General features: G+C 52.5%; 10 protein-coding genes and 2 tRNA genes. 8 read left to right on the top strand and 4 right to left on the bottom strand.

The window, feature by feature from the left end; genetic code table 11:
- Nucleotides 1–248: 248 nt before the first annotated feature.
- Complete coding sequence (nhaA, locus tag B4923_RS00150) at nt 249–1,436, top strand: Na+/H+ antiporter NhaA (RefSeq protein WP_109052334.1); 1,188 nt, start codon at nt 249–251, stop codon at nt 1,434–1,436.
- A 77-nt stretch (nt 1,437–1,513) separates the two neighbouring features.
- Complete coding sequence (locus B4923_RS00145; protein ID WP_109052333.1) at nt 1,514–1,768, top strand: ribbon-helix-helix domain-containing protein; 255 nt, start codon at nt 1,514–1,516, stop codon at nt 1,766–1,768.
- Between the two features lie 254 nt (nt 1,769–2,022).
- Here the strand turns inward: B4923_RS00145 and B4923_RS00135 are convergent.
- The 3 genes from B4923_RS00135 to orn form a co-directional block, all read right to left on the bottom strand.
- Nucleotides 2,023–2,098: transfer RNA gene (locus tag B4923_RS00135), tRNA-Gly, on the bottom strand.
- 70 nt (nt 2,099–2,168) lie between these two features.
- A tRNA-Gly gene (locus B4923_RS00130) sits at nt 2,169–2,244 on the bottom strand.
- 212 nt (nt 2,245–2,456) lie between these two features.
- Nucleotides 2,457–2,999: an oligoribonuclease gene (orn, locus tag B4923_RS00125; RefSeq protein ID WP_109052332.1), complete on the bottom strand. Its 543-nt coding sequence runs from the start codon at nt 2,997–2,999 to the stop codon at nt 2,457–2,459.
- Between the two features lie 196 nt (nt 3,000–3,195).
- Between orn and rsgA the strand changes: the two genes are divergently transcribed.
- The 3 genes from rsgA (at nt 3,196) to mscM (ending at nt 8,644) form a co-directional block, all read left to right on the top strand.
- A complete protein-coding gene (rsgA, locus tag B4923_RS00120; protein WP_109052331.1) occupies nt 3,196–4,245 on the top strand; it encodes a small ribosomal subunit biogenesis GTPase RsgA in 1,050 nt (349 codons plus the stop codon).
- 71 nt (nt 4,246–4,316) lie between these two features.
- The gene (gene asd, locus B4923_RS00115) at nt 4,317–5,276 is read left to right on the top strand and encodes an archaetidylserine decarboxylase (RefSeq protein WP_109052330.1); all 960 of its coding nucleotides are present in this window, start codon (nt 4,317–4,319) and stop codon (nt 5,274–5,276) included.
- A gap of 44 nt (nt 5,277–5,320) precedes the next feature.
- A complete protein-coding gene (gene mscM / locus B4923_RS00110) occupies nt 5,321–8,644 on the top strand; it encodes a miniconductance mechanosensitive channel MscM (protein WP_109052329.1) in 3,324 nt (1,107 codons plus the stop codon).
- A 53-nt stretch (nt 8,645–8,697) separates the two neighbouring features.
- Here the strand turns inward: mscM and epmA are convergent, their stop codons facing one another.
- On the bottom strand, nt 8,698–9,675 hold the full coding sequence (epmA, locus tag B4923_RS00105; RefSeq protein WP_109052328.1) for an elongation factor P--(R)-beta-lysine ligase: 978 nt from the start codon (nt 9,673–9,675) through the stop codon (nt 8,698–8,700).
- Nucleotides 9,676–10,183: 508 nt separating this feature from the next.
- Between epmA and frdA the strand changes: the two genes are divergently transcribed.
- From frdA to frdC, 3 genes are read left to right on the top strand one after another with little or no spacing between them, the layout of a single operon-like run.
- Nucleotides 10,184–11,980, top strand: coding sequence for a fumarate reductase (quinol) flavoprotein subunit (frdA, locus tag B4923_RS00100; protein ID WP_109052327.1), 1,797 nt, complete (start codon nt 10,184–10,186; stop codon nt 11,978–11,980).
- Nucleotides 11,973–12,707 carry a succinate dehydrogenase/fumarate reductase iron-sulfur subunit gene (locus tag B4923_RS00095; RefSeq protein ID WP_109052326.1) on the top strand — a complete coding sequence of 245 codons (735 nt, stop codon included), beginning with the start codon at nt 11,973–11,975 and terminating at the stop codon, nt 12,705–12,707. The genes frdA and B4923_RS00095 overlap by 8 nt, the downstream gene beginning before the upstream one ends.
- 13 nt (nt 12,708–12,720) lie before the next feature.
- Entirely contained in the window at nt 12,721–13,116 is a 396-nt protein-coding gene (gene frdC / locus B4923_RS00090) for a fumarate reductase subunit FrdC (protein WP_109052325.1), read from the top strand.

Below are 13,116 nucleotides of genomic sequence, written 5' to 3'. Positions count from 1 at the left end.
CATCAGAATAAGCGAAGAATACCATAGCATGAGACTTCACACTTAAATTGCAAGGCAAGATACAGACTTAACGGGCATCGGTCGCTGATATCTGTATCTCGACAAAAAAGTGCATTTAAAACAGGCCCACGGTAAACTTCCGATGAGTAATGAATATCAGGTGTATTAGGCGTGTGCTGCGTGCGCTTTGGGTCCCCATAAATACGGAGAACTAAATTCAACCTTTTATTGATGAATGAGAACAACCTATGTCTACATCCGACGTCAAGGCTAAACGTCCTGCCTCTTTTCTCCGTGCGTTTCTCGACAACAACTCTTCTGGCGGTATTGTTCTGATGATAGCGGCAGCCGTCGCGATCATTATCGCCAATACGCCTTTAGGACGCTCCTACGATGTTATCTTGCATACCTACGTCGGTGGTCTGTCGGTCCTGCATTGGATCAACGATGCCCTGATGGTTCTATTCTTCCTGATGGTCGGTCTCGAAATCAAACGCGAAGTCCTGGACGGTCAGCTATCTAGCTGGTCACGACGCATTCTGCCCGGAAGCGCCGCGCTCGGCGGCATGATCGGCCCAGCCTTGATCTTCCTGGCCTTCAACATTGGAGACGGCGGTCATCCTAATGGATGGGCCATCCCGTCCGCGACGGATATCGCCTTCGCGCTGGGAGTCCTGTCCCTGCTCGGTCCGCGCGTTCCGATATCGCTGCGCGTCTTCCTGACGGCACTGGCCATCATCGATGATCTGGGCGCGGTCATCATCATCGCACTCTTCTACACCAGTTCGCTCAGCATGGCCGCGCTTGGAGCCGCCGCGCTTGTGATCATTGCTCTCGTCGCCCTCAACCACTTCGGTGTCGTGCGTCTGTTGCCGTACTTTATTCTTGGCGCGATTCTTTGGTTCTTCATCCTCAAATCCGGGGTTCACGCAACGCTGGCGGGCGTGATTCTGGCATTGGTCATCCCACTGCGCCCCAACGCCGCACGGTCCGACGACACGAGTTCGCCATTGCTTCAGGTCGAGCATGGTTTACAGCCTTGGGTGACGTTCCTAATCGTGCCGCTCTTCGGTTTCGCGAATGCCGGCGTGTCCTTCGCCGATATGTCCCTCGCCGATCTTGCTCAGCCTGTCCCGCTTGGCGTGGCTTTCGGCCTTTTCCTGGGCAAGCAATTCGGCGTCTTCCTCACGTCTTTCGCGATCATCCGGTTTGGCTGGGCGCAGTTGCCAACAGGAGCAAACTGGAAGCAGCTCTATGGCGTCGCGATACTTTGCGGTATCGGCTTTACCATGAGCCTATTCATCGGCCTGCTTGCGTTCCCTGATGCGCCCATGTTGCAAAATGAATTGAAACTCGGCGTGCTGCTCGGCTCCGTTGTCTCCGGTGTCATCGGGGCATTCCTTTTGCGGGCCGTGGACCCCCAGAAAGCGAAATAAATTTTCTTATCGTGCTCCTGAGTTCCGGGTTGGGGGCACGACTCGCTCTTGCGTTATCCGAAAATGAGGAACTAATCATGTCCCGAACCACGACAATGACCGTTCGCCTCAAAGGGCCGTTAAGTGACTTCGTGGCCGCCAACGTAGGTGAACATGGTTCTTACGACAACGTCAGCGAGTATATCCGAGACCTGATTCGCCGGGACAAAGAACGGGTGGAGGCAGAAGCATTCGAACGGCTCAAAGCGGAACTGACTAATGCCTTCGCAGCGCCAGAATCTTCATACTTGCCCTTGACTGCCGCAGATATCATTGCACGCAACAAGGCCTGACCGTATGGCTAATGTACGCATACAGGAGGCCGCTTCTTATCGCCTTGACGAGATCTATCGTTACACACGTGAGAATGGGGAATACCGCAGGCCGAACGTGGCGGCCAGGCACCCGATTTTCATGTACTGATTTGTGTACTACTTCGGCGTGGTTGACGGTGGTTTTCAGTGGATTTTACTGGATGCTCAACAGAGCGATTACCCTGTTGAATCAGAGAGCTACAGACTTTGGTGAAAGTCTATAGAACAAGAATTGGAGCGGGAAACGAGACTCGAACTCGCGACCCCGACCTTGGCAAGGTCGTGCTCTACCAACTGAGCTATTCCCGCATAGTGGAGCAGACGATAATACGCCTGATGACTGCGCGCTATTTGTTTGGTGACAAACAACGATAAAACTTGGAGCGGGAAACGAGACTCGAACTCGCGACCCCGACCTTGGCAAGGTCGTGCTCTACCAACTGAGCTATTCCCGCCCGGAATAATGCCGTACCAGATATAAAATTCTGCATCGGTACGGGGTGCGCATTATACGAGAAATCTTTTTAACCGCAAGCCCCTGAAAATGAAAAAACGTTCAATTGCCGATAAAAAGAGCAAAGCGGTGTTAAAACATGCGTTACTCGATCTGAAGGCCGTCAGATTAATACGCCTGACGGCCAATCCGCCCATGAATGCCAGAATCAGCTTAAAGCTGAATAAAATGCTCGCGGTAATACGCCAACTCAGCCAGCGACTCGCGAATATCGTCCATGGCCTGATGCGTGCCCTGCTTTTTAAAGCCCGACAGAATTTCTGGTTTCCAACGACGCGCCAGCTCTTTTAACGTACTGACATCCAGATAGCGATAGTGGAAATAGGCTTCCAGCTCCGGCATATAGCGGAACAGGAACCGACGATCCTGACCGATACTGTTGCCGCAAATTGGTGATTTACCTGCGGGTACCCACTGTTGCAAGAAAGCCAGCGTAGCCAGTTCTGCCGCTCGTTCATCGACCGTGCTGGCTTTAACACGATCGATTAACCCGCTGGCGCCATGCGTGCGTACATTCCAGTCATCCATCAGCGCAAGCTGGCTATCAGGTTGATGAACCGCCAGAACAGGCCCTTCCGCCAACACATTAAGATTGGCATCTGTCACTAATGTCGCAATCTCAATAATACGATCTTGTTCAGGGTTCAGTCCCGTCATCTCAAGATCGATCCAGATCAGGTTATTTTCATCTACCATCGTTGGTATTCCCATTTAGCCGTGTATTGTTGCCCGTTGGCGTCGATTGTAACACCCGCATTGATGCCATCTGGCGGCATCAGTTAATTAAAATCAAATAGGGTGTATTATAGTCGCTTCAATCATCATGGGCGACAACCACGTCCTGTGGCGTTCATCGTACCATGGCGATCAATAGCGTATTAAGTGAGGCTTAGTGAGCAAAAAGAAACTGTCGAAAGGTCAGCAACGTCGGGTAAGTGCGAATCATCAGCGTCGCCTTAAACATTCTGAAAGCAAGATCGAATGGGAAGATAGCCAACTGGGTGATGCCCAGGAAGGTATTATCATCAGCCGATTCGGTATGCATGCCGATGTAGAAGCCGGAAACGGCGTTGTACATCGCTGTAATATTCGTCGAACGATTAAATCACTGGTCACAGGCGATCGCGTCGTGTGGCGGGCTGGTAACGAAGCGCTCGCCGGGATCAGCGGGATCGTTGAAGCCGTTCATCCACGCCATTCTGTCCTGACGCGTCCTGATTACTACGACGGCGTCAAACCGATCGCGGCCAACATTGATCAGATCGTGATCGTTTCTGCCATTTTGCCCGAACTCTCACTCAATATTATCGATCGTTATCTGGTTGCCTGCGAAACACTGGAAGTTGAACCGCTGATCGTGCTGAACAAGATCGATTTGCTGGATAAAGAAGCGCTTCTTTTCGTCAATGAACTGATGGATATTTACCGGGCGCTCAACTATCGCGTACTGATGGTATCAAGCCATACTCAGGAAGGCATTGCGGAACTGGAACAGGCGTTAACCGATCGTATCAGTATCTTTGCCGGGCAATCCGGGGTAGGTAAATCCAGCTTGCTCAACGCGTTGCTGACGCTTGGCGAAGAGCGCATTCTGGTTAACGAGGTTTCCGATAACTCAGGACTGGGACAACACACGACGACCGCAGCCCGTCTTTATCACTTTCCACACGGCGGGGATGTGATTGACTCTCCGGGCGTTCGTGAATTTGGTCTGTGGCACCTGGATCCCGATCAGATCACCCACGGCTTTATCGAATTCAGGGAATATATAGGCGACTGTAAATTCCGTGACTGCAAACATGACAACGATCCCGGTTGCGCCATTCACGCGGCCCTCGAGCGCGGTGACATTGCTGCCGAGCGCTTCGATAACTATCACCGCATTTTGGAAAGCATGGCGCAGGTAAAAACGCGTAAAACCTTTTCCGATACGGATAACTGACATTTATTGTATCCATCGCTACAATGCGCCCCTTTTACATCATGGCGCACCATTAACCCAAGAGGCTCACCGTGCTGGATAATATCAAAATCAAATTACAGTATTGGCTTCCCAAAATCTGGCTGACCCGTTTGGCCGGTTGGGGAGCGGATAAACAGGCGGGTAAGCTCACCAGGCTGGTGATCGATCTGTTTGTCCGTCGGTACAAGGTCAATATGCAGGAAGCGCAGCAACCCGATACCGCCGCCTATCGTACTTTCAATGAATTTTTTGTTCGTCCGCTGAAGCCTGAAGTTCGTCCTATCGACCCACATGCCCATCGCCTCGTTCAACCTGCCGATGGTGTTTTGTCTCAGTTGGGCCCCATTACGGACGGCAAACTGATTCAAGCTAAAAACCACCTTTATTCACTGGAAGCATTGCTTGCCGGTAACTATGTCATGGCGGAACTGTTCCGCGACGGCCTGTTCGCCACGACATATTTATCGCCACGCGATTATCACCGCGTGCATATGCCGTGCGATGGCGTTCTGCGCGAGATGATTTATGTGCCGGGCGATCTGTTCTCCGTCAATCTGCTGACCGCAGACCATGTGCCAAATCTGTTTGCCCGTAACGAGCGGGTTATCTGCCTGTTTGATACCGAGTTTGGTCCACTGGCGCAGATTCTGGTTGGCGCCACCATTGTCGGCAGTATCGAAACCGTCTGGGCAGGCACGATTACGCCACCACGGGAAGGCATAATTCAACGCTGGACATATCCTCAGGCAGGCGAAGACGCGGTTATTCTGGAAAAAGGTCAGGAAATGGGCCGCTTTAAACTGGGCTCTACCGTGATTAACCTGTTTTCCCCCGGCCGGGTACAGTTTGCAGCTCATCTCAACAGCCTTAGCGTTACCCGGATGGGAGAACCCTTCGCGGAAATGCTGTCTGAAGATCAGGAAACCACGACACCACAGGGTGAAGTGGTCGCACAAGTGCAATCTCATGATGTACATGTTAAGTCTGACACAACAGATAATCCGGGCTGAATGCCGTCAATTCCCCATCGTTGTTAGTGAAAGGTAGGCTAAACGTGCGTTTGATTCTGACTTTTCTGCTGAGTTGCTTATTATCAACTACCGTATTGGCGGCCCCTGCGCTCAATGAGGCTCAGCTACGCCAGCAATTGCAACAGGCAGAGGCCAATAAAGGCGCAGCCGATCAGGCGCAGATTGTTGAAGAATTGCAATCTGCCCTGAATACAACACTGGAAGCCAAAGAGTCCCACGAACGCGCGGCGCAGTACCAACGTATTATTGATGATTTTCCCAAGCTGATTCAGGAACTGCGCCGCCAGTTGGCAGCGGAAGATGAAAAACCATCATCAATCGCGAGCAATCTGTCGATTAACGATCTTGAACAGCAGATCCTGCAAACCAGTAGCCAGCTACTGGAGCAAGGTCGCCAGTTGCAGCAGGAACAGGAGCGGTCACGCGAAATCAGTGACTCACTCGGACAGCTTCCCCAGCAACAAACTGAAGCCAGCCGTTCACTCAGCGACATGGAACGCCGTATCCAGTCTCTCGGTACGCCGACGACGCCGTTGGTACAAGCACAGTTGGCGGCGCTACAGGCTGAATCGGCCTTGCGCAAAAGTCTTGTAGACGAGTTGGAACTGGCGCAGCTATCAGCCAGTAATCGTCAGGAACTATCCCGTTTACGCGCCGAACTGTATAAAAAACGGCATGACCGACTGGATATTCAGCTACAGGAGTTACGCAGCAGCATCAATAGCCTGCGTCAGAAAGAAGCCGAACAGGCGCTGGAACGAACCGAACTGCTGGCAGAACAAAGCGGCGATTTACCCGGCGTTATCAGCGATCAGTTAAAGATCAACCGGGAACTGTCCGTCGCGCTGAATCAGCAGGCACAGCGGATGGATCTGATCGCCTCTCAGCAGCGTCAGGCCGCCACGCATACGCTTCAGGTCCGTCAGGCGCTGACCACTATCCGTGAACAGGCGCAATGGCTTGGCGTTTCACCAGTATTAGGCGAAACCCTGCGGGCGCAAGTTGCACGGCTGCCGGAAATGCCCAAACCACAGCTGTTGGACAGCGATATGGCGCAGCTACGCGTTCAACGTCTGCATTTTGAGGATCTGATCAATAAGCCGCACGACCTTGATCAGGCGAAACAGGATGACGGTACGCCGCTGAGCACCGCCCAGCAGCGCATCCTGACCGATCAGCTGCGCACCCAGCGCGACTTGCTGACCTCATTAATCTCGGGTTGCGATGCTCAGATTCTGGAGTTAACCAAGCTCAAAGTGGCGAATAACCAGTTGGAAGATGCATTAAGAGAGACGAAAGAAGCGGCTCACCGCTACCTTTTCTGGGTAGCTGACGTCAACCCGATTACTTTCTCTTATCCGCTGAAGCTGGTACAGGATCTGACACTTCTGCTGTCTTTGGATACCTTTACCCAACTCAGCAGCGCCATGATCATGATGGTAACCAGCCGCGAAACGATCATCCCGCTACTGGGCGCTCTGTTACTGGTGGGATTCAGCATCAGTTCCCGTCGTCATTACCACGCCTTTCTGGAACGCGCCAGCGGTCGGGTAGGCAAAGTCACCCTCGACCACTTTACGCTGACGCTGCGTACCGTTTTCTGGTCAATCCTGACGGCGCTGCCATTGCCGGTGCTCTGGGCCGCTCTGGGCTACGGCTTGCAAAATGCCTGGCCTTATCCGGTTGCCGTGGCCATTGGCGACAGCGTTACCGCTACCGTTCCTTTAATGTGGCTGGTGATGATCAGTGCGTCATTCGCTCATCCTCAGGGACTGTTTATCGTTCACTTCCGCTGGTCGCCCGATCGGGTCGCCAGAGCGATGCGCTACTACCGTCTCTCCATTGCGTTTATCGTGCCATTAGTCATGGCGTTGATTACTTTCGACAATCTGGACGATCGCAAATTCTCCAGCACGCTGGGGCGCTTGTGCTTCATTCTGCTCTGTATGGCATTGAGCCTGGTGACCACCAGCCTTAAACGCGCCGGTATCCCGCTTTATCTGGATAAAGAAGGTTCGGGCGAGAATTCGGTTAACCGCGCCATGTGGAATCTGCTGATATGCGTTCCGCTGGTCGCCGCACTGGCATCCTGCATCGGCTATCTGGCAACGGCGCAGGCGCTATTGGTCAGGCTGGAAACGTCAGTATCCATTTGGTTTTTCCTGCTGGTTGTCTACCATATTATTCGTCGCTGGATGCTCATTCAGCGACGCCGTATCGCTTTTGATCGCGCCAAGCAGCGCCGTTCAGAAATTTTGGCGCAGCGGGCGCGCGGAGAAGAGGACACCCAGTCAGGTTCGACGCACGAAAACAGTTCAGAAGCGATTGAAGAACCGGTGGTGGATTTGGATGCGATCAGCGCTAAATCCCTACAGTTGGTTCGTTCCATCCTGACGCTTATCGCCCTGGTTTCCGTCATCGTTCTGTGGTCTGAAATTCATTCCGCTTTTGCTTTCCTGGGAAATATCAGCCTGTGGGACGTCACCAGTACGGTCAAAGGCGTGGAAAACGTTCAGGCGATTACGTTGGGCTCCGTTCTCATTGCCGTGCTGATTTTTGTGATTACCGCCCAACTGGTGCGCAACCTGCCGGCCTTACTGGAGCTGGCCCTGTTACAACATCTTGATTTGTCGCCGGGCAGCGGTTACGCCATCACCACCATCAGCAAATATATTCTGATGCTGATTGGCTGCCTGATGGGCTTCTCGCTGATCGGGATTGAGTGGGCAAAATTGCAATGGCTGGTTGCCGCGCTCGGTGTGGGATTAGGGTTTGGCTTGCAGGAAATCTTCGCCAACTTTATTTCCGGCCTGATTATCCTGTTTGAAAAACCGATACGTATCGGCGATACCGTTACCATCCGCGATCTCACGGGGAGCGTCATGCGCATTAATACGCGCGCGACCACTATTTCCGACTGGGACCGCAAAGAGATTATCGTGCCGAACAAAGCTTTTATTACCGAGCAATTTATTAACTGGTCTCTGTCAGACTCCGTGACGCGCGTGGTCTTGACGATCCCGGCCCCCGCTGAAGCGGACAGCAAGGAAGTCACCGATTTGCTGATGGATGCGGTCAGCCGCTGCCCGCTGATATTAGAAAATCCGCCGCCGGAAGCCTTTCTGGTCGATTTGCAGCAGGGTATTCAGATTTTCGAGCTGCGTATTTTCGCTGCGGAAATGGGTCATCGCATGCCGTTGCGGCATGAACTGCACCAGTTGATTCTGGAGAATTACCGTAAACACAACATGGTGCTGCCATTCCCACCATTCCAGGTGCGGATGGACAACCTATCGCGTAAAGGGAATACATTGACGTCCAAAAATCGGACAGCAGGAAGCTTATAATAACAAGAATCAGGGCGGGGGCAGCAACTGCCCCGCCTTTTCGCAGCGAAATATCAGGAACGCTCGACCGAAAACGCGATCACATCACTCAGCTTTTCCGCGTTCAATGCCAGCATAATCAGGCGATCGACGCCCAACGCCACCCCGGCACATTCCGGCAGGCCATGCTTCAGCGCAGCCAGCAGGTTTTCATCAATAGGCTGCTGGGGCAAACCGCGCGCCGCGCGCTTGCGGTTATCCTGCTCGAACCGCTGACGCTGCTCATCGCTGTCAGTCAGTTCGCGAAAACCGTTCGCCAGTTCAATGCCTTTGAAATAGACTTCAAAACGCTCGGCGACACGATGATCCTCGGTGCTGATTTCAGCCAGTGAGGCCTGCGTTGCCGGGAAATGGTAAACAAACGCCGGTTTGTCGCGGCCGATGTTCGGCTCTACGCCAAAGGTAAACAACATTTGCACCAGCGCATCTCGATCGTCTTCACGGCAGGCGATGTCGCCCAGTCCCAGCTTTTCCGCCGCTTCGCGCAGTTGGGCTTTGTCCACAGACAGCGGATCAATCTCCAAATGACGCAAGAAGGCCTGTTGATACGAAAGCATCTCCGCACTTTCGCAGTCCAGTACCTGCTGTAGTAAATCATCGACTTCATTCATCAGTCGGTACATGTCGTAATGCGGCCGATACCATTCCAGCATGGTAAATTCCGGGTTATGGTGTCTACCGGACTCTTCATTACGAAAGCTGCGGCATAGTTGAAAAATCGGACCGCTGCCTGCGGCCAGCAGTCGTTTCATGTGGTATTCAGGGCTGGTCATCAAATACAGCGTCACCCCATCAGCAGCACCTGGCCCAACGAAACGGGTCTGAAACGGGCATAAATAAACGTCCGTGACCGTCGCCTGGCTCATCGCCGGCGTTTCAACTTCCAGTACCCCACGATCGGTGAAGAAACGCCGGATAGCTGAAACTATCGACGCACGCTTCAACAAATTAGCGACAGATGCACTGGGTTGCCAACTTGCCGTCTCGCTCATGGCTATTACTCCAAAGTCAAACAGGTGGAGCAGTCTACCCGCATCGGAGCGGGCAGACAAACGCCGGAGCGTTTTTTAGCAACGCGCGGCGTTGATCCGTCAGGGGCCGCGGCATAAGTGCGACAGGAAACCCGCGTACCTGCAACGCAAAAGCGGGCAGCGATATATCCAGTGAAACATTTTCCTGTATAGCCCGCAAAAGAGTTATTAAAGAAATAAAAGCACTATTTTTATAAAAATAAGCCTTTCGATCACGTTTTTATCTCTTATTACCGTACTCCCTGAAAAAAAAGCAAAATGCTGGATCACATCAAATTTCATCTACCTATAATTCGCTATACTCATTCCCATACAAAAAATAGAGTTATGTCTATTCTTAATATGTTCGCGAATCAATTTTTCATACAGTTACATGCATAAAGCGTTCCGCGGATATATGTGGATATATAAAGATAGAAATGAATAGATATTATTTTTTTATTTTAACTTAAGTAACTGGAGGAATGCAGTGCAAACCTTTAATGCCGACTTGGCCATTATCGGGGCCGGGGGCGCTGGCTTACGAGCGGCAATTGCTGCCGCTGAAGCTAATCCCCAACTGAAAATTGCGCTGATCTCAAAAGTCTACCCTATGCGTAGCCATACCGTGGCGGCAGAAGGCGGATCAGCAGCGGTCACTCAGGATCACGATAGCTTCGATTATCATTTCAACGACACCGTTTCGGGTGGCGACTGGCTATGTGAACAAGACGTTGTCGAACACTTCGTCAAACACTGTCCTGAAGAAATGATCCAGATGGAACAATGGGGCTGCCCGTGGAGCCGTAAACCTGATGGTTCTGTTAACGTTCGCCGATTCGGCGGAATGAAAATAGAACGAACCTGGTTTGCCGCCGATAAAACCGGCTTCCACATGCTGCATACGCTGTTCCAGACCTCGCTCAAATACCCACAAATTCAGCGTTTCGATGAGCATTTCGTTCTGGATGTGCTGGTTGATGACGGCCATGCACGCGGTGTCGTCGCCATCAATATGATGGAAGGCTCATTAATCCAGATACGCGCAAACGCGGTGGTTATCGCCACCGGCGGCGCGGGCCGGGTGTATCGCTACAACACCAATGGCGGCATCGTTACCGGTGACGGTATGGGCATGGCATTCCGCCACGGCGTACCCTTGCGCGACATGGAATTCGTGCAGTATCACCCGACCGGCCTGCCAGGCTCCGGCATTTTGATGACCGAAGGCTGCCGTGGCGAAGGCGGAATCATGGTCAACAAAGACGGCTATCGTTATCTGCAAGATTACGGCATGGGACCGGAAACCCCGCTGGGTCAGCCGAAAAACAAATACATGGAGCTGGGCCCGCGTGACAAGGTGTCTCAGGCGTTCTGGCATGAGTGGCGTGCGGGACGCACCATTTCCACGCCGTTGGGCGACGTGGTCTATCTTGACCTGCGCCACCTTGGCGAGAAAAAACTCAAAGAGCGTCTGCCGTTCATCTGCGAACTGGCGCAAGCCTATGTTGGCGTTGATCCGGTAAAAGAACCGATTCCGATTCGGCCTACCGCACACTACACCATGGGCGGCATCGAAACCGATCAAAACTGCGAAACCCGCATCAAAGGTCTGTTTGCCGTCGGTGAATGCTCGTCTGTCGGCCTGCACGGCGCAAACCGTCTCGGTTCCAACTCGCTGGCGGAACTGGTGGTATTCGGCCGCGTCGCCGGCGAGCAAGCGGTACAGCGCTCCCAGTCTGCGGCGCCCGCCAACGGCAGCGCGCTGGATGCGCAAACCCGGGATATCGAACAGAGCCTGCATGGTCTGATGAAACAAGAAGGTACTGAAAACTGGTCGAAAATCCGCGATGAGCTGGGCTTATCAATGGAAGAAGGCTGCGGTATTTACCGTACCACGGACCTGATGCAAAAAACCGTTGATAAAATCACCGAGCTGAAAGAGCGCTTCAAACGGGTAAAAATCACCGACCATTCCAGCGTGTTCAATACCGATCTGCTCTACACCATCGAATTGGGCCACAGCCTGGATGTTGCGGAATGTATGGCGCACTCCGCCATCAATCGTAAAGAATCCCGTGGCGCTCACCAACGTCTGGATGAAGGTTGCACCGAGCGTGATGACGTTAACTACCTGAAGCACACGCTGGCTTTTTATAACCCTGAAGGTGCGCCACATCTGGAGTACTCCGATGTGAAAATCACCAAACTGCCGCCGGCCAAACGTGTTTATGGCGCCGAAGGCGATGCTCAGGATAAAAGCAAGAAGGAGCAGGCGAATGGCTGAGATGCAAACCCTGAAAATGGAAGTCATGCGCTACAATCCAGAACAGGACAGCGAGCCGCATTTTGAGACGTTTGACGTTCCATTCAACAAGCAGACTTCCCTGCTGGACGCGCTGGGTTATATTAAAGATAATCTGGCGGCGGATCTCTCCTACCGCTGGTCCTGCCGTATGGCGATCTGTGGTTCATGCGGCATGATGGTGAATAACGTGCCCAAGCTGGCCTGTAAAACCTTCCTGCGTGATTATCAGGACGGGTTGAAGGTTGAAGCGCTGGGTAACTTCCCCATCGAACGCGATCTCGTGGTCGACATGACTCACTTCATTGAGAGCCTGGAAGCCATCAAACCTTATATAATCGGCAACGATCGTAAACCGGCTGACGGCCCCAACAAACAAACCCCGGCGCAGATGGCCAAATACCATCAGTTCTCCGGTTGTATCAACTGTGGTCTCTGCTATGCCGCCTGTCCGCAGTTCGGCCTGAATCCTGAATTCATTGGTCCGGCAGCGATCACACTGGCGCATCGTTACAACCTGGATAACCGCGATCGCGGTAAAAAAGAGCGTATGCCGCAGTTGAACGGTGATAATGGGGTCTGGAGTTGTACCTTTGTAGGTTACTGCTCAGAGGTTTGTCCGAAGCATGTCGACCCGGCCGCTGCAATCCAGCAAGGCAAGGTGGAAAGTGCCAAAGACTTCATGATTGCCATGCTGAAGCCACAATAAGGGAGGGGCAATAATGACATCCAAACGTAAAGCGTATGTCCGTGACATGTCGCCAACCTGGTGGAAAAAGCTGGGATTCTATCGCTTTTACATGTTGCGTGAAGGTACGGCCTTACCTGCCGTCTGGTTCAGCATCATATTGATGTGTGGCGTGTTTTCACTAAAAAATGGCCCGGAAAGTTGGGCTCACTTTGTTGGATTCCTGCAAAACCCACTGGTATTGCTGATCAATATCATTGCTTTGCTGGCCGCCGTGCTGCATACCAAAACCTGGTTTGAGCTGGCGCCGAAAGCATCCATCATCATAATAAAAGACGAGAAAATGGGGCCAGAGCCGATCATTAAAGGTCTCTGGGTTGTCACCATTGTAGTAACGGTAGCGGTACTGGCTATCGCCTTACTATTCTGA

It is taken from the genome of Brenneria roseae subsp. americana, from assembly GCF_003115815.1.
Lineage (GTDB): Bacteria > Pseudomonadota > Gammaproteobacteria > Enterobacterales > Enterobacteriaceae > Brenneria > Brenneria roseae.
Note: the sequence above shows the minus strand (reverse complement) of the source record. Positions and strands in the feature narration are given on the sequence as shown.